At 66.5% G+C, this 22,603-nt stretch carries 19 protein-coding genes; 17 read left to right on the top strand and 2 right to left on the bottom strand.

Annotation, left to right across the window (positions count from 1 at the left end; all coding sequences use genetic code 11):
* The first annotated feature begins 65 nt into the window (after positions 1-65).
* From ACH3VR_RS22295 to ACH3VR_RS22225, 15 genes are all read left to right on the top strand, one after another.
* Positions 66-1,688 carry an ABC transporter substrate-binding protein gene (locus ACH3VR_RS22295; RefSeq protein WP_397558539.1) on the top strand — a complete coding sequence of 541 codons (1,623 nt, stop codon included), beginning with the start codon at positions 66-68 and terminating at the stop codon, positions 1,686-1,688.
* Positions 1,592-3,883, top strand: a complete 2,292-nt coding sequence (locus ACH3VR_RS22290; RefSeq protein WP_397558573.1) for a GH32 C-terminal domain-containing protein — start codon at positions 1,592-1,594, stop codon at positions 3,881-3,883. Before ACH3VR_RS22295 ends, ACH3VR_RS22290 begins: the two co-directional genes overlap by 97 nt.
* 1 nt (position 3,884) lies before the next feature.
* The gene (locus ACH3VR_RS22285; RefSeq protein WP_397558538.1) at positions 3,885-4,892 is read left to right on the top strand and encodes a glycoside hydrolase family protein; all 1,008 of its coding nucleotides are present in this window, start codon (positions 3,885-3,887) and stop codon (positions 4,890-4,892) included.
* Positions 4,893-5,019: 127 nt separating this feature from the next.
* Positions 5,020-6,339: an ABC transporter substrate-binding protein gene (locus ACH3VR_RS22280; RefSeq protein WP_397558537.1), complete on the top strand. Its 1,320-nt coding sequence runs from the start codon at positions 5,020-5,022 to the stop codon at positions 6,337-6,339.
* Between the two features lie 156 nt (positions 6,340-6,495).
* Positions 6,496-7,350: a carbohydrate ABC transporter permease gene (locus tag ACH3VR_RS22275; protein WP_397558572.1), complete on the top strand. Its 855-nt coding sequence runs from the start codon at positions 6,496-6,498 to the stop codon at positions 7,348-7,350.
* A complete protein-coding gene (locus ACH3VR_RS22270; RefSeq protein ID WP_397558536.1) occupies positions 7,347-8,183 on the top strand; it encodes a carbohydrate ABC transporter permease in 837 nt (278 codons plus the stop codon). The genes ACH3VR_RS22275 and ACH3VR_RS22270 overlap by 4 nt, the downstream gene beginning before the upstream one ends.
* Before the next feature lie 26 nt (positions 8,184-8,209).
* Positions 8,210-9,610 (top strand): NosD domain-containing protein, encoded by a 1,401-nt coding sequence (locus tag ACH3VR_RS22265; protein WP_397558535.1) that lies wholly within the window; start codon positions 8,210-8,212, stop codon positions 9,608-9,610.
* Between the two features lie 21 nt (positions 9,611-9,631).
* Positions 9,632-10,690, top strand: a complete 1,059-nt coding sequence (locus tag ACH3VR_RS22260) for a LacI family DNA-binding transcriptional regulator (protein WP_397558534.1) — start codon at positions 9,632-9,634, stop codon at positions 10,688-10,690.
* Positions 10,691-10,809: 119 nt separating this feature from the next.
* Positions 10,810-12,060, top strand: a complete 1,251-nt coding sequence (locus ACH3VR_RS22255; protein WP_397558533.1) for a glycoside hydrolase family 32 protein — start codon at positions 10,810-10,812, stop codon at positions 12,058-12,060.
* A gap of 137 nt (positions 12,061-12,197) precedes the next feature.
* The gene (locus ACH3VR_RS22250; protein ID WP_397558571.1) at positions 12,198-13,673 is read left to right on the top strand and encodes a family 43 glycosylhydrolase; all 1,476 of its coding nucleotides are present in this window, start codon (positions 12,198-12,200) and stop codon (positions 13,671-13,673) included.
* Between the two features lie 52 nt (positions 13,674-13,725).
* The gene (locus tag ACH3VR_RS22245; protein WP_397558532.1) at positions 13,726-15,063 is read left to right on the top strand and encodes an ABC transporter substrate-binding protein; all 1,338 of its coding nucleotides are present in this window, start codon (positions 13,726-13,728) and stop codon (positions 15,061-15,063) included.
* A gap of 70 nt (positions 15,064-15,133) precedes the next feature.
* Positions 15,134-16,015: a carbohydrate ABC transporter permease gene (locus ACH3VR_RS22240; protein ID WP_397558531.1), complete on the top strand. Its 882-nt coding sequence runs from the start codon at positions 15,134-15,136 to the stop codon at positions 16,013-16,015.
* The gene (locus ACH3VR_RS22235; protein WP_397558530.1) at positions 16,012-16,929 is read left to right on the top strand and encodes a carbohydrate ABC transporter permease; all 918 of its coding nucleotides are present in this window, start codon (positions 16,012-16,014) and stop codon (positions 16,927-16,929) included. The genes ACH3VR_RS22240 and ACH3VR_RS22235 overlap by 4 nt, the downstream gene beginning before the upstream one ends.
* Positions 16,930-16,931: 2 nt before the next feature.
* Positions 16,932-17,978, top strand: a complete 1,047-nt coding sequence (locus ACH3VR_RS22230; RefSeq protein WP_397558529.1) for a LacI family DNA-binding transcriptional regulator — start codon at positions 16,932-16,934, stop codon at positions 17,976-17,978.
* A 148-nt stretch (positions 17,979-18,126) separates the two neighbouring features.
* The gene (locus tag ACH3VR_RS22225) at positions 18,127-19,089 is read left to right on the top strand and encodes a carbohydrate kinase family protein (protein ID WP_397558528.1); all 963 of its coding nucleotides are present in this window, start codon (positions 18,127-18,129) and stop codon (positions 19,087-19,089) included.
* On the opposite strand, the gene ACH3VR_RS22220 is transcribed toward ACH3VR_RS22225, so the two are convergent.
* Positions 19,074-19,610: a putative quinol monooxygenase gene (locus ACH3VR_RS22220; protein ID WP_397558527.1), complete on the bottom strand. Its 537-nt coding sequence runs from the start codon at positions 19,608-19,610 to the stop codon at positions 19,074-19,076. The two genes, ACH3VR_RS22225 and ACH3VR_RS22220, sit on opposite strands and share 16 nt — an antisense overlap.
* A 179-nt stretch (positions 19,611-19,789) precedes the next feature.
* Between ACH3VR_RS22220 and ACH3VR_RS22215 the strand changes: the two genes are divergently transcribed.
* A complete protein-coding gene (locus ACH3VR_RS22215; RefSeq protein ID WP_397558526.1) occupies positions 19,790-20,785 on the top strand; it encodes a LacI family DNA-binding transcriptional regulator in 996 nt (331 codons plus the stop codon).
* Between the two features lie 88 nt (positions 20,786-20,873).
* The gene (locus ACH3VR_RS22210) at positions 20,874-21,923 is read left to right on the top strand and encodes a LacI family DNA-binding transcriptional regulator (RefSeq protein ID WP_397558525.1); all 1,050 of its coding nucleotides are present in this window, start codon (positions 20,874-20,876) and stop codon (positions 21,921-21,923) included.
* 82 nt (positions 21,924-22,005) lie between these two features.
* On the opposite strand, the gene ACH3VR_RS22205 is transcribed toward ACH3VR_RS22210, so the two are convergent.
* Positions 22,006-22,603 (bottom strand): glycoside hydrolase family 68 protein (locus ACH3VR_RS22205; RefSeq protein ID WP_397558524.1); only part of this gene is annotated, 598 nt, incomplete at its 5' end.

The raw sequence follows: 22,603 nt of genomic DNA, 5'->3' as shown, positions 1-22,603 counted from the left end.
TGACCGTCATACACCCGGCCCGACCGCAGCGGAGCGAATCGGGAAAGCAGAAAAGGAAGCGTCACATGACCCACTCAACCTCTCGCATCCGCGCAGGCGCCGCCTTCGCACTCGGTGCGACCCTCGTCGTCGCCCTGTGCGCCTGCACTTCGGGAGGCGATGCGGCTCAGGAAGACCAGTCGAGTCGATACGGCTTCAACGAGACGGGTCTCCCCGTCGTGGACAAGCCGCTGACCCTCAAGATCGCCGGCGAGAAGGCTTCGCTCGCCCCCGACTACAACGACATGGCCCTCGTCCAGCAATGGCAGAAGGACACCAACATCACCGTCGACTGGAACATGCTCGCCCCGGAGGTGTACACCGACAAGCGGAACCTGCTCCTCGCCTCCAACGAGCTTCCGGACGCGTTCTTCAACTCGAAGTTCACCGACCAGGAATTGGCGAAGTACGGCACAGACGGCACCCTCATCCCCCTCGAAGGGCTCATCGAGAAGTACGCGCCGAACCTCCAGGCTGTCTTCAAGGCGCGTCCTGAACTGAAAGCCGCGGTGACTGCGTCCGACGGGCATATCTATGCGCTTCCGAACGCGGAGGAGCTCGGCTTGGCGACCGTGCCGTTCTTCTGGTCGATCAACAAGTCGTGGCTCGACAAGCTCGGCCTCCCCGTCCCGACGACCGTCGAGGAGTATCACGACGCGCTCGTGGCGTTCAAGACACGCGACCCGAATGGGAACGGGAAGGCCGACGAGATCCCGCTCAGCTTCATCAACAACTGGTGGTGTGCTGACATCGGTGATCTCTTCGCGGCGCTCGGTGGAATCGCCGACAATGCCGACCACCGCATCGTCCGTGGCGGCAAGGTGATCTACACCCCGGCCGACGACCGCTACCGAACCGCCATCGAAACGCTCCACACGTGGTACGAGGAGGGCCTCATCGATCCCGAATCGTTCACGCAGGACGACAAGACCTACCTCGCCAAGGGCAAATCGGACAGCGAGGTGCTCGGATCGTATGTCTGGTGGGAGACCGAAGAGGTCGTAGGCAGCGATCGCGCCGATGACTACGTGCTGCTTCCCGTTCTCGATGGCGTGGACGGCAAGCTCGTCGGCCGCTCGAACCTCAATGACTTCGGGCGGAGCGCTTTCGCCATCACTCGCGCCGACAAGTACCCCGCAGCGACGATGCGATGGGTGGACCGCCTCTACGAGCCCGTCGAGTCCGCGCAGGTGTCCTACGGCCCCATCGGCGAGACCCTCGTCAAGAACGAGGACGGCGTCCTCGTTCAGGCGCCGCTTCCCGAGGGAGTCAACGCCGGCGAGCAGCGCCAGAAGGTCGCCCCCGGCGCCGGTGCTCCTCATGTGCTCACGAGGGACGACTTCACGAACGTCGTCCTGCCTGAGCCGCGCGCGCTCAAGCGCCTTCAAGACCTCGAGGATCACTACCTCCCCTACGCCGAACCGGAGAGCTATCCCGCCGTCTTCTTCTCGAACAGCGACCTTGAGGAACTCGGATCGATCGAACCCGACATCAAGGCGCTCGTCGAACAGAAGCGCGCGCAGTGGATCGTCGACGGCTCCGTCGACGAGGAGTGGGATGCCTACGTGAAGCAGCTCGACTCGATGGGCCTTCCCAAGCTCCTCGACATCTACCAGTCGGGGTACGACCGCTTCGCAGCCGCCAAGTGACGACGACACGCTCGGGTGCCGCCGACGCGGCGGCGCCCGGGCCCTTTCGAGGCCGCGCCCGCACACTGGTCGATGTCCAATTCTCCGAACTTCCCTGCTTGTCGTGCGGGGGAGCGGGAAGCCATGCCCGCGTAGTCAGCACAGCCGGCGCCGCCCAGGGCGCCGCACTGCTGAGAGCACGCCCAGGTCCGTTCGGCCGGCGAGATGCGCTCTTCCTCGACGGATGGACGACGTGGGCCGAAGTGAGTGTCGCGCCCCGGGCCGTCGAATCGATCACCGTCGAGGTCTGGTTCGCCCCGCGTGCGTTCCCCTGCGGAGACGGTGCCGGATTCACCGCCCTGGTGGACGCGACGGGCCGGGCGACAGGAATCGCTCTCGGCCATGACCGGGATGGACGCGTCGCGGCTCGGGTCTCGGACCGCACATCCGTCTTCGATCACCGCCTCGAACGCGACCGGTGGCAGCAGCTCACGCTCACCATCCATGGCGGGCTCGCCAGTGTGGCCGTCGACGGTCGGGTGATCGGTGAGTGGCCGGTCGGGGCGGGGGCGATACCGCTTTCCGACCGGATCACCTTGGGAGGGCTGAACAACGGGCATCGATTGGAGGGGCTGTTCTTACAAACCCTGGCCGTCGGGCTCCTGGGCCCGGTGAAGATTCGCCTCGACGACGAGCCCAGCGAGCACCGTGTGCCTTCGGATCCGGATGTGCGTGACGCACTGCCGGACCGCGCACGGTACGTGGCAGACCGTCATCGTCCGATCGCGCACGTTTCTGCACCGCAGGGGTGGATGAACGAACCCCATGCTCCTCTCGACATCGCCGGTGAGCACCACCTCTTCTATCAGCACAACCCGGGTGGCCCCTATTGGGGACGCATCGCCTGGGGCCACGCGGTGAGCCAGGATCTCGTCCACTGGACCGATGCGCCGATCGCCATCGCCCCGTCGGACGGGGGTCTTGCACCGGACGGCATCTGGAGCGGGAGCTCTGTCCTCGGATCGCAAGGCGAACACCTGCTGTACGTCACGGCCGGTGACATGAGTCACGTGCCCGACCAATCCATTGCCGTCGCCCGTCCACGCGGCGATCGGTGGATCCTCGACGAGCGACCCGTCCTCGAGATGCCCATGACGGTCCCCGGGCGAGCCGAAGCGCTGATCCCTGGACAGTTCCGGGATCCTTTCGTGTGGCGAGAGGGTGGCGAGTGGTTCCTCCTCGTCGGCGCCGGGCTGGCAGGCGCAGGAGGCGCGGCGCTTCTCTTCCACTCTCGCGACGGGAGGGCCTGGCAACAGGAGGCGCCACTGCACGTGGGCGATGTCGCTGCGCATCCCGCCACCGGAGTCATGTGGGAACTTCCTGTCCTGTTGCCGCTCGGCCTCGGCGCCGACGGGCGCCGCCGTCATGCGCTCTTCGTCGCCCCGTGGTGGGCGGACGAGAGCATGCACCATCTTCAACACGTCTGGCACTGGATCGGAGTATGGGATGCCGCAACCCGGCGCTTCACTCCCGATACGGAGCGTCCTCGGGAGTTCGACGGCGGCGGACACCTGACGGGGCCGAGCGGCACCGTCACCTCCGATGGTCGCTCGATCCTCTGGACGATCGCTCAGGACAAGCGCAGCCTTGCCGAGTTCGAGGAGAGCGGCTGGGCGCACAACGCCGGACTGCCGCTCGAGATCGGCCTTCATCCCGACGGGGAGCTGCGCGTGCGGCCCGTTGATGAGATCCGTGCTCTTCGCGAATGCCTGCTCGCGCGGTGGGATGCGCCATCCGCCGGTCCGCCCGACCTTTCGGCTGTCCGCGGGAACAACCTCGAACTCCAATTCGAGATCAACGGCACAGGCTTCGTGCTCGAACTGCTGCACTCGCGCGACGGTACTGAGGTCACCCGACTCGGGGTCGATCGGCAGTGGGCCTGGATCGACCGGAGCCGGAGCAGCCTCGATCTCTCGCACAGCGAAGCAGTGCGCGGCATCCACCGCCCTGATTCCCCGCACATCCGCGCTCGCGTCGTCATCGACGGATCCATGGTCGAGATGTACATCGACGACCGAATCTCAGTCACGTCGCGCGCGTACCCCACGACCGATGACCCTCAGTGCATCCGATTGACGCCAGCCGCGGACGCGACACTTCTTCGCTTCGAGGCATACGAACTCCACGCCGCCTACCGACCGAAAGGAGCCGACTGACGTGCTCATCCTCCCCGACCTCTGGACCTGGGACTTCTGGACGACAGAAGCCCGCGGAGTTCACCACCTCTTCTTCCTCATGGCACCCACCGCCCTCGGCGATCCCGATCTGCGTCACCAGAATGCTCGCATCGGTCACGCGACATCGACCGACCTCCGGGAGTGGGAGTTCCTCGGGGAGGTGCTGCGCCCAGGAGAGCCGGGTGCCTGGGACGACTTCGCAACCTGGACGGGGAGCGTCATCCCCACTGAGGACGGCTGGCACATGTACTACACGGGTGCGAGCACGAAGGAGGACGGCCTGGTTCAGCGAATCGGACGCGCCAGAAGCCGGGATCTGCACACCTGGACGAAGGATGACGCGTTCATGGTCGAGATGGATCCGCGCTGGTACGAGGAACTCGATGTGAGCGTGTGGTTCGATCTCACATGGCGCGACCCGTGGGTCTACTACGACGACTCCGTGGGTGAATACCGGATGCTGATCACGGCACGCGCGAACGCCGGCGCCGCCGACGCGCGGGGGGTGATCGGACTCGCACGATCCGCCGACCTCGAGTCGTGGGAAGTGCTGCCCCCCATTGCGAGCCCCGGCGAGTTCGGGCACATGGAGGTGCCGCAGCTGGAGCAGATCGGCGATCGCTGGTATCTCATCTTCTCCGCGTACGAGTGGGCGCACAGCGCCGATCGCACCCAGCGGGGCCTCGCGGTCAGCGGCACGCACTACTTGGTAGGGGACGCGTCGACGGGGCCATTCCGGCTCGATTCCGCGGAATTCTTCGCGGGTGACCCACGCGGGGAGCTGTACGCCGGCCGCATCGCCCGAGCGGCGAGCGGGGACCCCGTCTTCCTCGCTTTCCTTCAGTTCGTCGACGGAGGGCCGTTTGTCGGCGGCCTCAGCGACCCTTTCCCGATTCACGTGGATGACCGCGGCCGACTCACGATCGAGCCTGATCCGTCGTGGCGCGCCACCGTTCCGGACGAGCTCGCGGCAACGCGGAGCGGATAGCACGGACATCCTCGATTCCGTTTGACGTTGCGTGAGAACGGCGGTATTCTCATGCCAAGACGATTTGGCAAATCGTCTTGGCACCTGAGTCTGCACCTCACACACATCAACGAATGGAGTCGAAGTGATGAAGCTTCGCAAGCAGGGATCGGGCCGCCGTCGGCGGACCCTGATCGCAATCTCCGCGGCAGCAGCGGCTGCCCTCGCGCTCAGCGGCTGCGGCGCCGGCGGAGGTGACGCAGGCGCGTCGGGGAGCAACACCCTCACCGTCGTCGTGGAGGGCGGGGGGAAGGCGGAGCTGCAGCCGATCGCCGACCTCTACAAGAAGGAGACCGGAACCGAAGTCTCCCTCGTCGAGCTCCCGTACGCCGGCCTTTACGACCGCATCTCCTCCGAGCTCAAGGCCGGGAGCCCGTCATTCGATGTCGCTGCGCTCGACGCGATCTGGTTGACGGCGTTCGCCCCCGGGCTTGCACCCATCGACGACCTCTTCACCGATGACGTGAAGTCCGACCTCTTCGGCGGCCTTGTCACGGAAGCGCAGGTCGATGGCCACTTCGTGGGCATGCCCGTCTGGACCAACTCGGAGATCCTCTTCTACCGCACAGACCTGTTCGAGGATCAGAAGAACAAGTCCGATTTCGAGGCGAAGTACGGCTACCCGCTCGCGACGCCGACCACGTGGGAACAGTACAAGGACGTCGCGGAATTCTTCACTCGCGACACCGACGGCGACGGCAAGATCGACCTGTACGGCACAGACGTCAAGGGCGCGGTCGAGACCGAGTGGCTGGCGACGGTGTCGCAGGCGGGCGAGAAGAACATGGTCCTCAACCCCTCGACGAACAAGGTCACCATCGATGACGCCGCTCACAAGGAGGCGCTCGACTACTACATCAGCCTGCTTCCCTACGCGCCTTCCGGCGCCCCGCAGCTGGACTGGGCCGGAGCGCAGAACCTCTTCTATCAGGGGCAGCTCGCGATGATGCGGTTCTGGGGCCACGCGTACCGCCAGACTCCGGATGACTCGCCCATCAAGGGCAAGATCGGCGTCGCCCCCATGATCGGAGGCCCCGGCGGTGTCGCGGGCGTTCCCGGGGCCTGGTACCTGTCGGTCCCTTCGACGGGGAAGAACCAGGACGCCGCCAAGAAGTTCATCGAGTTCGCCTACAAGCACAACGACCTTTCGGCCGACACGTCTCTCGGCCTCGTCGCTCGCAAGAGCGCCTTCGAGAGCAAGGACGGCGAAGCCGGTTACGAGAACTACCCGGCGCTCGTCGACACGCTGGAAGCGCCACAGTCCCTGCCGCGCCCGGCCACCGCGAACTGGCAGGAGATCGTCGACTCCGTGCTCGTGCCGATGCTGCAGAAGGCCGTGGAGCCGGGTGCAGACACGGCGGCCCTGCTGTCCGACGCCAAGTCCCAGATCGAAGAGATCGTCAAGTAGGACGATCCGGAAGACAAGGCATCACACGTGGTAACCCTCTCTCCACAGACCGGGGTCGGGACGACAGCCGTCGTCCCGGCTCCGGCCGAGCCCCGCCGCCCACGCCGACGCCGGCGCAGCAAGGAACAAGGCGACCGCCGGTTCGCGCTCCTGCTGATGGCGCCGGCCGCGCTCTTCCTCGGGGGATTCGTCCTCTGGCCGCTCGTCCGCTTCGTGTACGACAGCTTCTTCGAGATCTCGCCCTTTGCGGGTGCCCCGCAGACTTTCGTCGGCTTCGCCAATTACGTGACGGCGTTCACGTCGGACGCGTTCCAGGCGGCGTCCGTCCGCACGGTGGTCTACACGGTCTTCGTCGTGGCGATGGAGTTCGCCCTGGGACTCGCCGTCGCCCTCCTCTTCACGGCGCTCGGCGCTCGGTCGGCGGTGTTCCGCACCGTCTTCATGTACCCGCTCATGATCGCACCGGTGGTGGCGGGCCTCCTGTGGCGATTCCTGCTCATCGACAACTTCGGCATCGTCAACCAGCTCCTCTACGAGGCGCACATCCTGTCGAGCCCTGATCAGATCCAGTGGCTGAGCAACCCGGACATCGCGCTGTTCTCCGTCGCCCTCCCCGACATCTGGCTGACCACGTCGTTCATCACACTCGTGCTCTTCGCGGGTCTGCAGAACATCCCCGGCGATGTGATCGAAGCCGCGCGCATCGACGGCGCGCGCTACCCCCGCATCCTGTTCAGCATCATCATCCCCCTCCTCCGGCCCGTCATCGCCGTCGCCCTCATCGTGCGCGGCATCGACGCGGCGCGAGCGTTCGACGTCATCATCATCCAGACCGATGGCGGCCCGCAGGGCAGCACCACGACGCTCAGCCTTCTCATCTATCGCACCATGACGCGCTTCGGAGACCCGGGGCTCGCCAGCGCGATGGGCACCGTCTACCTCGTCGTCATGCTCGCCGTCGCGATCACGGCGATCATGCTGATCTGGCGTCCAGGGAGCAGTGCACGATGAATCCTCTCGAGACTCGCGGGCGCAGCCGCATCCTGCTCTGGTCGCTGCTCGTCGCCGCGATCGTGCTGTACGGCTTCCCGTTCTTCTACCTGCTGCTCACGTCGTTCAAGCCTCCGCTCGAGGCCATCGCTGTGCCGCCCAGTGTGTGGCCCAAGACGTGGACGCTCGCCAACTACGTATCAGCGCTCACCCGTGAAGGGGTCCCGGCCGCCCTGATCAACAGCGTCGTCACCGCATCGATCTCGACCGTGCTCTCGCTGGTGCTCGCGGTTCCCGCGGCCTATGCGATCACGCGGTTCCGTACGCCGAGTGGGCGCGTGTTCATCGTCGCGGCCCTCGTCACGCGGATGGTGCCGACCATCGCTGTCGGTGCGCCGCTCGTCCAGGTCATGCGCAGCATCGGCCTCACCGACACCTCGTTCGGGCTGGCGCTCGCCCACACGACGATCTCGCTGCCCCTGTCGATCTGGCTCATGGCGAGCTTCTTCGAAGCCGTGCCCGATGAACTCGGAGAGGCGGCCGAGATGGACGGCTGCAACCGGCTCCAGGCGATGTGGCGGGTCGTGCTGCCCGTCGTCTCGGGCGGCCTGGCCGTGACCGCCATCTTCGCCTTCCTGGCCTCGTGGAACGAGTTCCTCTTCGCCCTCCTGCTGACCTCGGTGCGCGCGCAGACCACTCCGGTCATGATCGCGAACTTCCAGAGTCAGTTCGGTCTGGACTGGGGAGGGATGACGGCGCTCGCCGCCGTCTACTCCGTTCCCGTCATCCTCCTCACCCTCTTCCTCCAGCGACACATCGTCGCCGGCCTCACCCTCGGCGCAGTCAAGGGCTGAGTCGCCGCGACATGAACGGAGAACCCTTGTCAGGCAGCAATCGCTACGACGTCACCGACTGGCCGCTCGGCAACCCCCATGACGACATCGGCGAGGTGATCAACAGCATCATCGCGGACGTCAAAGCCCGCCAGACCGAACCCGATCGCAACGACGGCGGTAAGCCTGGTGCTGTCATCTACATCCCGCCGGGCGACTATCGCCTGCGAACGCAGGTGTTGATCGATGTCAGCTTCCTCAGGATCGAGGGATCCGGCCATGGCTTCACATCGTCGAGCATCCGGTTCAACGTTCCCGAAGGAGAGCGACCCGGCCTGCACGAGCTCTGGCCCGGAGGCAGCCGCATCCTCGTCGACATTCCGTCGACGCAGTCGCAGCCCGAGTCCGCGACCGCTGCTTTTCGCATTGCGCGATCCGGGATGCCGAGGATCAGCTCCGTCGAGTTCTCCGACTTCTGCATCGACGGGCTGCACTTCACCGGCGATGGCCCAGGGGGCAACCCCGAGAACTCCTATGTGAACGGAAAGACGGGCATCTACGTCGCCGATGCGAACGACTCGCTGAGGATCACCGGCATGGGGTTCGTGTACCTCGAGCACGCGTTGACCATCTACTACGCCGATGCACTCTCGATCCACGACAACTTCATCGCGGAATGCGGCAGCTGCCTCGAGCTGCGGGGCTGGGGCCAGGCATCGAAGATCACCGACAACCTGATCGGCGCCGGCTTCCGGGGCTACTCGATCTACGCGGAGAATCACGGGGGCCTCCTGATCACCGCCAACAACGTGTTCCCCCGAGGTGCGAGCAGCGTATTCCTCTCGGGTGTCACTCGCTCGAGCGTGAGCAACAACCGACTGCACTCCTTCTATCCGGGCATGGTCGTACTCGCAGACGACAGCTCGGAGAACCTGCTCGCCTCCAACCACTTCCTGCGTGACAACGAGCCCTGGACGCCCTTCCTCGCCGTCGACAACGGTCTGGACGACCTGCACGGTCTCGTTCGCATCAGCGGCAGCCACAACTCGGTCATCGGCAACCACTTCTCCGAGGTGGTCGACTCGGCCGGTATCCGTCCCGCAGGCGCCACCCCCGTGGTCATCAGGGTGGATTCCGGTCGGGACAACTACATCGCGACCAACCATGTCGTCGCGATGGACGTCGCCTCCCGGTCGAACGACTCGTGCTTCGAAGGGCAGGTGGACGCGCTGCTGGCGACCGACGACTCCCACGATCTCGTCATCACCACGGTCCAGGTCGACGCCGGAGCGCTTCGCACCACGATCCTCGATTCGGGAAGCGAGGACCAAGTCGTGGCCGACAGGCGGGACAACGCGGTCCGCGCGACGCCCGCGATCCCCTCCATGCGGGCAGACGCCTCGTCCGACAGCCCGCTGGTGCTCTCCGTACTCCGGGGCGCGGAATGATACGAAGGTAAGGGTTCGAGGATGACCGGAGGACGGATGGCAGACAGGACAGTCGGTATCCGAGACGTGGCTGCGCGCGCAGGCGTCTCCCAGACGACCGTGTCCCACGTTCTCAATTCGACCCCCCACACCCGGGTCAAAGAAGACACGGCGGCGCGGGTCCGAGCCGCCGCCGAGGAGCTCGGCTATCGACCCAACCGCCTGGCTCGAGGCCTTCGCACGCACGCGTCGGACATGATCGGCCTGCTCACGGAAGAGATCGCCACCACGCCGCACGCCGGTCGCATCATCCTGGGAGCCCAGCAGGAGGCCAGCCGACGCAACCTCACCCTCGCGATCATCAACTCCGAACTCCACCTCGATCCCGAAGTGGACGCGGCCCCCATCCAGGCGTTCCTGGATCGTCAGGCCGACGGGATCATCTACGCGACCGTCTATCACGACGAGATCATCGCGCCCGAGAACATCAGCACCCGCCCCGCCGTGCTGATCGGTGCCCGCGACGCGGCGGGGGTCATTCCGTCGGTCCTCCCCGACGAACGTGCGGGTTCCGCATCCGTCGTCGAGATGCTGGTCCGAATGGGCCACCGAAGGATCGCGTTCGCCGCGAGCGCCGAGGACGTGCCGGCGACGCGCGGACGCTTGCAGGGATATCTCGACGGGATGCAGGCCGCGGGCCTTTCGACGGAGAATCTCGTCGTGCCGGCCGCGGCAGACGCGCGCGGCGGCTATGCCGCAACGCTCGACCTGCTCGATCACGCTCCGACGGCGGTGTTCTGCTACAACGACCGCATGGCGATGGGCGCCTACCGGGCTGCGGGCCAGCGCGGACTCACGATCCCGACGGATCTCTCTGTCGTGGGATTCGACGATCAGGCACCCATCCCCGACAGTCTGTTTCCCACCTTGACGACCGTCGTCCTCCCTCATTACGAAATGGGAGCGTGGGCTGTCGCCACTCTGTCGGCACTCATCGACGGGCGGGCGGAAGCCGGGCTGCTGGCCGGGCATCCGACGGTCCTGTCCTGCCCCATCATCGAGCGGGACTCGGTCGCGTCACCGTCGACCCGCTCCCACTGACCACTCCTCTCGTTTAGAGGACACCGACGGCGACAGCGCCGAACGACCGAAGGGGCTCGGGCTGCGCCGCAGACTCCGCGCCTCGGGCCCCTTCGCCCCATCCGGAAAGAAGGCATCCGATGCGACCCGCCCTGCATTTCACCCCGCGTGAGGGGTGGATCAACGATCCGCACGGGATCACCTACCGCGACGGCCGATATCACGTGTTCTTCCAGTACGTCCCAGGGCAGACCCGGTGGGGCCCGAATTGCCACTGGGGACACGCGGTCGGGCCGGATCTGCTGAGCCTCACGGAGCTGCCGGTCGCGATCGCGCCAGGCGACGGCGACGACGGCATCTGGACGGGATGCCTCGTGACCGACCACGACCGTCGGGCCCGGATCTTCTACACCTCGATCACGACGCCTGACTTCGGGCTGGGTCGGGTGCGGGTGGCCACTCCCACCGGCCCCGACTGGCTCGACTGGAACAAGGGTGACGTCGTCGTCGATGCGCCCGAGGGCCTCGACCTCATCGCCTATCGCGACCCGTTCATCAGAAAAGAGCGCGACGGCTGGCGGATGTTCGTGGGTACCGCCATGCGGGATGGAACCGCCGCGGCGCTGACCTACACCTCCGACGACCTCGACAGCTGGCACTATGCCGGCGTCGCGCTTCAACGATCGACTGCCGAGACCGACCCGGTCTGGATGGGCGCGCTGTGGGAGTGCCCCCAGGTCTTCGCGATCGGGGACCGCGCCGTCATGGTCTCGTCGGTCTGGGACGACGACGTGCTGCATTACGCCGGATACGCCTTGGGAAGCTACACCGACGGCGTCTTCCACGCGGAGGCGTGGGGTCGACTCACTTACGGCGACAGCTACTATGCGCCTTCACTGTTCCTCGACGCCGACGACCGCCCGTGTCTGCTCTTCTGGATGCGAGGCATCCGCGACGAGGCAGCGGGATGGGCGGGGGCGCACAGCGTGCCGTACCTCCTCTCGCTCGACGGCGACCGGCTGGTCGCGCGTGTGCATCCTGATCTGGAGGCCCACCGCGCCGGAGTAGCGCCGAAGGGGGAGGTGGACGGTGAGGCCGCGGACATCGCCTGGTCCGACGGACTCGGCGGCGAACTCACCATCGCGTCCGATGACGAGACGGTCGTCCTGCGGTGGGACGCCGGAGCACTCGTGGTTCGGTGCGCGTCGAGCGCGCCGGACGCTCCCGCCGTGCGTGTGCCCGTGGAGGGCGCGGTGCGGGTCGTGGTCGACGGCCCGGTCCTGGAGGTTTCGTCGGCCGCGGGTCTGCTCGGCGTACCCACCGCTCCATTCGTGACACCGCTTCGCATCGGCGCCACTCGAGGCGCGCTGCAGGTCCACGCGCTGAGCTGATCCGCCCGCACCAAACGGTCGTGCGCGGCTGACGGCCATCGCGCTCGCCATGTCGAGAAGAGTTTGATTAACCGATTGACCAACGCCCAACATCTGAGTTATCGTGATGCGTAACCGATTAACCAGATGGGGTGAAGATGAGCCAGCGTGGGTTCTACCAGCCGGAGGGCGCGTGGGTCGGAGACGTGATCCCGTGGGAGCAGGACGGGGTGTTCCACCTGTTCTACCTGCACGAGACTCGACGCACGCCCAAGGATGGGATGCCGTGGCATCGGGTCGTCACCGATGATCTCGTCGACTTCTCCGAGGCGGGTGAGTCGATCGCGTCGGGCGGTCGGACGGCCGACGACTTCAACATCTACACCGGGAGCATCGTCCGCGCCGCAGATGGCGTCCACCACGTCTTCTACACGGGGCAGAATCCCACGTCCGTCGGTGCCGACGGACTGCCGGTCCAGTTGGTCATGCATGCCACGAGCGATGACGGCATGCGCACCTGGCAGCGGCATCCGGCTCACACCTTCGGCGCGACCGCCGGATATGAGACCGCTGATTGGCGCGACCCGTTCGTCTTCCGCGATGAGGACGCCGGATTGTGGCGCATGCTCATCACCGCGCGCCACGCCGAGGGGCCGGTCCGGCGTCGGGGAGTGATCGCCCAGTGCACGTCGACCGATCTCGTCACGTGGGAGCCCGCCGAACCGTTCTGGGATCCTCGGCGCTACATCGCCCACGAATGTCCGGAGGTGTTCCAGTGGGGCGATTGGTGGTACCTCGTCTACTCCGAGTTCAGCGAATCGTTCACGACCAGGTACCGGATGGCCCGCAGCTTGGCGGGACCGTGGATCGCTCCCCAGCACGACACGATCGACGGGCGCGCGTACTACGCGGCGAAGTCCGCTGCGCGCGATGGCCGGCGATTCTTCTTCGGCTGGATCGCGTCGCGCGAAGGGGCGGTCGACGACGGGGCCTGGCAGTGGGCAGGGACGATGTCGGTGATCGAGGCCGAGCAGCGTGGCGACGGCACACTGGCCTTCCATCCCGCCCACGAGCTTCGCGACACGTTCGCGCGCCAGGCTGGGGCGATCGAATGCGGCACAAGGCTCGACGCCCCTGACGGCTATGCGGCGATGCTCACGCCGATGGACGCGGGATCCTCCTTCCGGCTGATCGCTCGCTTCGAGATGGCCGAGGGAACGACCGAATTCGGTCTGCTGCTTCGCGCAAGCGCGGACGGCGACGAGGGGTACGTGCTCCGCCTCGAACCGAAGCGGGGGCGCCTGGTCTTCGACCGATGGCCGCGTCGGAAGACCGGCAGCGAGCAGTGGCAGATCTCCGGCGACGTGCCTTTCGCCATCGAGCTCGAGCGACCCTGTCTGCTGACCCCGGGCGAGCACATCCTCGATGTCATCGTCGACGGCGACCTCTGCATCGCGACCGTCGACGACGCGACGGTCCTCAGCACGCGCCTCTACGACCGCCCGAACGGGCGGATCGGGGCATTCGTCGGTGAGGGCGCGATCACGATCAGCGACTTCGCCGTGTTCTCACGCGGTGACACCGACACCGACGAGCTCGTTCCGGGAGACGACCTGCTCGCAGCCTTGACGTGACACCCATCCCGCACCATCACACCCGAAAATCAGATCAAAGGAGATTCCGACCATGAACACCTCCACGCGCAGGACGGCATTCCTCGCCGCTGTCGCCGTCACGGCCCTCGCTCTCACCGCCTGCACCGGGGCCGCGGGCGGGACGAGCCCGACCGACGTCGACCCGAAGGGCGAAGTCGTGCCCCGGGAGATCTCGTGGCTCCTGTCACGGCCCGCAGACGGCGGCGTCATCACGGCCATGAAGCAGATCGCCGACGAGTATGCGAAGAAGCATCCCGGGTTCTCGCTCAATCTCGTCACGACGCCGGACCGGCCGTCCTACATCCAGAAGTACGAGACCCTCGCCGCAGCGAACAAGCTGCCCGAGCTCTTCGACACCGACGCGACACCGTTCGCCCAGAAGCTCGCCGAGAAGGGGCAGATGATCGATGTCAGCGCGCTTCTCGACGACCTCGGTCTCGCTGACGACTATCGCGAGGCCGCCCTCAACTATCAGCGCTTCGATGACGGATCGCTGTACATGGTGCCGTTCGAGTTCCAGCTCGAGTACTTCTGGTACAACTCGGCACTCTTGAAGGAGGCCGGCGTCGAGGTGCCTGCGACGCTCGACGACTTCCCGGCGATGTGCGAGGCGCTCCGCGCGAAGGGCATCACGCCCATCGCCCTCGACGGGCAGGACCAGTGGCCGCTCGAGCGCTACATGGCCTACTACCCGTTCCGTATGGCCGGGCCCGAGTACGTGCAGAAACTCAAGAACGGCGACGCGAAGTTCAGCGATCCCGCAGGCCGAGCGGCGGCGGAGTGGCTCTCGTCGCTGGGCAAGGCCGGCTGCTTCCAGGACGGCTTCTCCTCGACGGGGTACGCCGACGCTCAAGCGCTGTTCACCTCCGGCAAGGCCGCGGTCTACAACATCGGCACGTGGGAGCTGAGCAACCTCGCGACCGACAAGCTCGACCCCGCCGTGCGTGACTCGGTCGACTACTTCACCTTGCCGACGATCAAGGATGCCGTCACCGACGACAACGAGTACGTCACGCCGTCGGGTATCGGGATGGCCGTCAATGCGAAGACGTACGATCCGCTCGTGCGCGACTTCCTCGCGTACGCGCTCGAGCGCTACCCCGAGGTCTACGCGGCCACGGGCGCGCTGTCGCCGACCACGACGGCCCAGACCACCATCCCCGGCAACGCCACCCCGCTGTACGCGCGCGCGATCTCCCAGGCCGACGGCGTCGGCCCGCGGATCGCGATGCCGTGGGACACGCAGCTCGACCCGGCGACGAACACGCGGCTCCAGCAGGAGCTCACACTGCTCGTCCAGGGCGACATCACCCCCGACGACTTCATCCAGACGATGGATGCCGCTCTCGCGGAGAACGGCAATGGCTGAATCCCTCACCACCGGGGTGGGCGCGACAGTGTTGCGCCCGCCCCGGCGGCCGCGTCCCGCCGGCGCTTCGATGCTCCCGCGACGATCGGCGTTGTCGGTGATCGTCTTCCTCGTCCCGCCGCTGGTGCTCTACGGCATCGCCGTGCTGCTCCCCATCGTCCAGTCGCTGTTCCTGAGCGTCTTCCGGTGGGACGGGATCACCGACATGGTGTTCGTCGGACTCGACAACTACGTCAAAATGCTCACGCGCGACGACGTCTTCTGGATCGCGTTCGGGAACGCGCTGGGCTACCTCGCGATCTGTCTGATCCTTCAGCTCGGCGGCGCGCTCATCGTCGCGAGCCTGCTGACCGCCCTGCCCAAGGCGCGTGAGCTCGTCAAGACGACGTACCTGCTCCCGGCCATCATCTCGACGGTTGCGATCGCATTCCTCTTCCAGCGGATCTACTCGCTCGAGCCGGTCGGACTGCTCAACCAGGTGCTGGAATGGGTCGGCCTCGGGCACCTGCAGACCGCGTGGCTCTCCGACGTGCAGACGGTGCTCGCGGCGGTCTCGATTCCCGAAGGCTGGCGGTTCACGGGGCTCTACATGCTCATCATCTACGCGGCGCTCATCGCCGTGCCTCAAGAGCTCGAAGAGGCGGCGCGCCTCGACGGCGCCAATTGGTGGCAGGTGTTCTGGCGGATCCGGTTCCCGTATATCCGGCCTGTGTGGATCACGACGACGATCATGGCGACGACGTTCGCACTGCGCGGGTTCGACATCCCGTACCTGCTCACCAACGGCGGGCCGGGGCAGGCATCCGAGCTGCTCACGACCTACATGTACAAGACCGCCTTCGTGCACACCGACTACGGATACGCGAGCGCCATCTCGGTGTTCATCGTCGTCGAGTGCCTCGTCGCCGTCGGCATCATCTTCCTGCTCCTTCGCAGAAGGGACGACTCATGACCTCCTCCGTGCTCACGGCGCCGGCACCGCCGGACCGCGGGACGCCGCCACCGCCCGCGATGCGCCGCCTGCCCTCCCGATCCCCGCGACTGCGCGCGCAGCGCACCCTGCTGACTGTCACGATCGTGCTGATCGTCATCGTGCAGGTCTACCCCCTCGTCTGGCTCTTCCTCACGAGCTTCCGGACGGCGGCGGACTTCGCCGCCGGCAATCCGTTCGCGCTGCCCGGATCGTTCACCCTGGACAACTACGCGCGCGCGTTCGGCACGGGCAACCTCTGGATCAACATCCTCAACAGCCTCATCGTCACGCTCGGCGCGAGCGCGCTCATCGTCATCGCTGGGATGATGGCCGCGTACGCCCTCGAGGTGCTCGGATTCCGGTTCAGCGGCGCGGTCAAGGCCATCCTGCTGCTCGGCATCATCGTGCCCGTGCAGATCGCTCTCGTGCCCCTCTTCATCGACTACTCGCAGGTCGGGCTCCTCGACACGCACCTGTCGATGATCATTCCGCTCGCCGCGTTCTCGCTGCCCATGGCGGTGTACCTGTTCTCGTCGTTCTACAAGTACATCCCGCGGGAGACGTACGAAGCGGCGTCCCTCGACGGCGCCGGCCCGTACCGGATCTTCGCCCGCATCACGTTGCCGCTGTCTGTGAACACCATCGTCACCGTCGTGCTCGTCAACAGCATCTTCATCTGGAACGACTTCATCTTCGCGAACACCTTCGTGCTCTCCGACGGATTGAAGACGATCCCGCTCGGCCTGCAGAACTACATCGGAGCCATGGGCAACACTGACTGGACGGCGACCTTCGCGGCCGTCTGCGTGACGGTGACACCCCTGCTGCTCGTGTTCCTGGTGCTGAACAAGGCCATGATCTACGGACTGGAGAGTGGGGCGACGAAGGGATGAGGATGTCCGAGCACGGCAGGAACGGGCCCGCCGTCACGATGCGCGACGTCGCCAAGGCCGCCGGTGTGTCGGTGGCCACGGTGTCGCATGTCGTGAACAACAAGGAGGGCGCACGGATCGGCGACGATGCACGCCGCCGTGTCCAGGAGGCCGTCGTCGAGCTCGGATATCGGCCCAACGCGCTGGCGAAGACGCTCTCGCAGGGAAGCTCGCGGTTCATCGGGCTCGTGTCGGATGCCATCGCGACGACGCCCTTCGCAGGTCAGATCATCCGCGGCGCGCAGGACGAGGCGTGGAAGCACGGCTACGTCCTGCTCGTGGTCGACGCGGATGGCAACCGTGCCGCCGAGGACGACGCCATCGCCATGATGCTCGAGCATCAAGTGCACGGTGTCCTCTACTCGAGCTGGTTCCACCACGAGATCGTCGTTCCCCAGGCGCTCGACCACACCGACACGGTGCTCGTGGACTGCTACGCCCCGGGCAGCGGACTGCCCACGGTCGTTCCCGACGAGGAGCAGGGGGGACGTACCGCGACCGAGGAGCTGCTCTCCGCGGGACATCGACGTATCGCGTTCGTCAACACGACGACGCCCTCTCCCGCCCAGGTCGGCCGCCTCGCCGGCTATCGAGCCGCGATCGAGGCTGCAGGCATCACCTTCGACCACTCGCTGGTGATCCCCGCCGCGCCAGACCAGGAGGGCGGATACGCCGCGACCCCCGAGATCGTCGCGTCCGGCGCAACCGCGGTGTTCTGCCACAACGACCGCGTCGCGATGGGCCTCTACGACGGTCTCCGTGACAACGGGCTTCGCGTCCCGGACGACATCGCCGTCATGGGATTCGACAACCAGGACGTGATCGCCGCACACCTGCGCCCGCCCCTCTCGACGGTCGCGCTGCCCCACTACGAGCTCGGGGCGGTCGCTGTGCGCGTCCTGATCGGTCTCGAACCCGTGCCCGCCGGGGGAGTGCGCCCCGTCGCGTGCCCGCTCATTCGGCGCGATTCGGTCCACACGCTCGAGGCGTCGGCAGCCGAGCCATCCTGACCGGTCGTGGGATGGGAACCGGACTGCGGTTCTTCCGGCCAGGTCGCGCTTGCTCGGCAGGCTCCGTACCTCTACGATCGGCGGTGCGTTGACATCGATGTCAACCCGCAGCAGCGTGCAGGTGCATGCGACTAACGGAGGACCCACAATGCTTGAAGCAATCCACGAGCCTGACGGCGAAGAGGGCGCTCCCGTCCTGGCGGGTGCTTCGCGCGTACCGCAGACGCCCGTCGATGTGCTCGTCATCGGCGAAGCGCTCATGGACATCACCTCCCACGCCGGAGGGATGAGCGAGATGCCCGGGGGCGGGCCGGCGAACGTCGCGCTCGGCTTGGGGCGTCGCGGCGTCGATGTCGCGCTCCTGACGAATCTCGGCCGTGATTCCCGTGGAAGCACGATCACGCGTCACCTCGAGCACTCCGGCGTCTGGGTGCTGGCCGAGTCCTACGTGGCCGATCCGACGTCGACCGCCCTGGCGAGGATCGCCGACGACGGCTCCGCCTCATACGAGTTCGACGTGCGGTGGGCGGCCACTTCGAGGAGCCTCCATGTGCGGCCGCGGACGGTCCACACGGGCTCGCTCGCTGCATTCATGGGGCCCGGGAGCGCGCTCGTGCTCGCTCATCTCGACCGGCTGAACCCCGAGATCGTGACCTTCGACCCCAATATCCGTCCTGCTCTCATCGGGGAGCCTGATCGGGTTCGCTCGAGGTTCGAAGACTTCGCACGTCGGGCGACGGTGGTGAAGCTCTCCGACGAGGACGCCGAGTACCTGTATCCGCAGGTCGACCTTACCGTCGTGCTGGATGCGATCAGCCGGCTCGGCCCACGCCTCGTCGCCGTGACGCGCGGGGCGAAAGGCGCCGTGCTCTCCGCGGACGAACACATCGTCCACGTGCCCGGGCGAGCGGTCCCCGTGGTGGACACGATCGGTGCCGGCGACACCTTCATGGCCTCGTTGATAGCCGGCTACTCGGCGCTCCACCCCGGCGAACTGTCGGAGATCGTTCTCAGCCGGTTGGGGGAGCGGGCAGTCGATGCGGCCTCGATCACGGTGGGGCGCGCCGGTGCAGACCTGCCCTGGACCCGGGAGCTTCAACCCATGGCGTGAAGCGTGGGTGCGTGACCCGGAATGCCGGCTCGAGGCCGCCTCCTCACACCGTCCGCGGTGCGATTGAGGAACGTCAGGCGTGAGCCATGCTCGACGATCAGGTTGCGCAGTGCTCGGTTGAAGGGTCCGCCGTAGGGGGCGGTCAGGTGGGCTTCGAACGATTCGAGGTCTCGGTAGACCTCGAAGACGAAGAACCGGTGATCGTGGTCCTTTTCGCGGTAGGCGTCGAAGACGATGTTCCCGGGCTCGTTGCGAACGTTGGCGACGAGGTCGCGAAGCAGGTTTTCGACTTCGTCGGCGCATCCGTCCTGGGCGGTGAACCGGGCGTACAGCACCACGGGGATCTCTTGCGTCATTGCTGGCTCCTGAGGATGGGGGAGCGGCGCCGCGCGGACCGTGACCCCGGTTCCGCGCGGCGCCCGTCGGGTCAGGCCGTCGCGGCCCCGGTCATGATCGCGACCGCATCGGTCATGCTGTGCAGGTGAGCGCGGCCGGCGGGACCGCGTAGCGTACGAGGTCATGGATGTGATTCGTCATCGAAGCCCTTTCCGTGCACGTTGCCCTTCGCTTGACAACGATGTCAGAATGAGTTCTAACCGATTCCGGCAGGTATAGTCAAGCCATCAAGTCCCAACCGAACGAGAATGTGACATCGATGTCTACGACAGTTCAGGCAACAGGCCGAAGAACGAACGTGACGATGAAACACGTTGCGGCGCTGGCGGGCGTGGGGATCAAGACCGTGTCGAGGGTCATCAACGAAGAGCCGAATGTCGCACCCGATACGGCTGCACGCGTCTGGGAGGCGATCCGCGCACTGGACTATCACCTCGACATGCAGGCGGGCAGCCTCCGCAGGGCGGGTGGCCGCACCCACACGCTCGGGCTGCTCGTGAGCAGCGTGGACAACCCGTTTGCGAGCACGATCCACAGGGCAGTCGAAGACTCGGCACTGGAGCACGGAGTGGCCGTCTTCGCCTCGAGCCTGGACGACGACCCCGAGCGCGAGGACAAGGCGGTCGCCGCATTCCTCCGGCGACGCGTCGATGGGCTCATCCTGACGACGGCGTCGCCGGCTCAGAACTACCTGTCGTCGACGGCCGGCAGGGGGATGCCCGTGGTGTTCGTCGACCGCGAACCTGCGTCGACCGCAGTCGATTCCGTCGTCAGCGACAATCGGGCCGGCGCCGCAACGGCGACAGCCCACCTCATCCGTCACGGTCATCGCAGAATCGCGCTGTTGACGGATCGGCTCAGAATCCAGACCGCCGCCGAACGTCAGCGAGGCTTCTTCGATGCTCTCGGCGCTGCCGGCATTCCCGCGTCCGAGGTGCAGGTCGTGACCGATCTCTACGATGCGGACGGTTCCGAGGCTGCGCTTGCCGGACTCCTGGCATCGCCAGAGCCGCCGACGGCCATCTTCAGCGCACAGAACCTCATCACCATCGGGGTTCTCAGGGCGCTGCGTGCGGCCGGCCGTGAGCGCTCCGTCGCTGTCGTCGGATTCGATGACTTCCCGCTCGCCGGGCTGCTCGATCCCGGGGTGACCGTCGTGGCCCAAGACCCGTATCGGATCGGCAGGCTGGCGTCGGAGCGCATCTTCCGGCGGTTGTCCGGCGAAGTCGTGGAACCCGAGCGGGTTCTGGTGCCGACGCGGCTCATTGAGCGAGGCAGCGGCGAGCTCGGTCCCTCGTAGGATCTCGTGCGACGGGAAGCGTGATCCAGCGAGCCCTTTCGCACGTCGTTTGAGGGTCCCACTGGACGGGACCGTCATACTGGAAGACATGCGGCAGTCGGCCTGGAACTCGCGCCCCACCCGGGCTCGAATCACCGATGTCGCCGCCGCGGCAGGCGTCTCGATCACGACCGTCTCTCATGCCCTCAGTGGGGCGAGAACCGTCAATGCCGAGACTCGCGACCGAATTCTTCACGTGGCCGCAGAACTCGGATATGCGCCTGATCGGGTTGCCAGCGGGCTGCGCCGAAAGCGCACCGGGCTCGTCGGATTCGTCGGCGACTTCGTCGCGACCACTCCGTTCGCGGGAAAGCTCATCGCGGGAGCCCGTGAGGCCGGTCTCGAGCGCGATGCGCTCCTCCTCGTGGCCGAGTCGGGTGGAGACGCAGCCGCCGAGCAGAGGTTCATCGATCGGCTGCTCGCACAACGCGTGGACGGTTTGCTGATCGCTCGGATGTACCACCAGCGCGTCGCGCGCCCCGACGTGCCGGACGACTTCCCCATCGTCCTGGTCAACGCTGCGCCCGAGTCGGGCTGGCGGGTCGACGGGGTCGTGCCCGATGAGGCACAGATCACCCGGATCGCCTGCGAACGCCTGCTCTGGGAAGGGCATCGAGAAATCGCGTACGTAGGCACGAGTGACGTCTCCCGTGCCGCGCGCGCCCGCTTGATCGGGGTGCGGGCCGCGCTCGGGCTGGCCGACCTCAATCTGCCCAAGAATCGGACGGCATTCGTGACGTCCGACGCGCTGGGCGGTCGCGCAGCCGGCGCACAGATCCTCGACGACCCTCACCCGCCGACCGCCGTGATCTGCTTCAACGACCAGATCGCGATGGGTGTCATGCAGGCTGCGTCTCGCCGCGGAATGAGCGTCCCCCGCGATCTGTCCGTGATCGGCGTCGATGATCTGCCCACTGTCGCCGACGCGCTCGATCCTGGACTGACGACCGTCGCGTTGCCCCATATCGAGATGGGCAGCTGGGGCATGACGCGGCTGCTCGACCGCATCGACAAGACGATGCTCGCCGCCAGCGGCAAGTTGCAGCTCATGCCGGGAATGCTGGTCGAGCGGGAATCGATCGCACCGCCGTCCCGCTGACACCACCGGAGCCCCGGTGCTGCCGCCCACGCCAACGACAGGATGCCCCGGGCCTGACGGGCCCGGGGCATCCTGGTGAGGGTCAGCCGCCGTATTGGGCGAGCAGTTTCTCGATGAGTGCCTTGGTGGCAGCCGGCACGGGGTTGCCGGCGAGGTAGTCGTCGAGTTTGGTGCCGACGGCCGCGCGGACCTTCTGCGCTGCGTCGTTTGACACGCTCGCGCCGTATTTGCCGGTGGTGAACAGGGCGCGGTTGGCGGGGATGTCGGCCCAGCCGCCGAGGCCGCCGTTGCCGTAGGTGTAGTCCACGGCGGTGGAGGCGGGGTCGCCGCCCACGCCGATGTTCATCTTCACGGTGGGGGCGAGGGTGCCGCCGCGGATGAAGTTGTCGTGGGTGCCGATGGTGTCGATGAAGGACTGCACGAGGCCGCCGGGCATGACGTAGTGGGAGTATGCCTGGAAGTGCCCGGGGTGCTGGTTGTAGTCGGGTGCGAACGGCTGGCCGCCCCAGAAGTTCAGGTTCGTGGGGTTGCCCAGGGCCAGGCCGGAGCCGCTGTTGAGCGGTTGGAAGTCGCTGCGGATGCCGTTTCCGACGAAGCCGTACACGCCCTCGGGTCCGTCCAGGCCTGCCGCGAAGGTGCTGCGGTGGCTGATGGTGAACAGGTAGTACTTGCCGTCCTTG

It is taken from the genome of Microbacterium alkaliflavum (assembly GCF_044325405.1).
Classification (GTDB): Bacteria; Actinomycetota; Actinomycetes; order Actinomycetales; family Microbacteriaceae; genus Microbacterium; species Microbacterium alkaliflavum.
The sequence above is the reverse complement of the archived record's forward strand: the minus strand, read 5'-3'. Positions and strand labels throughout refer to the sequence as shown.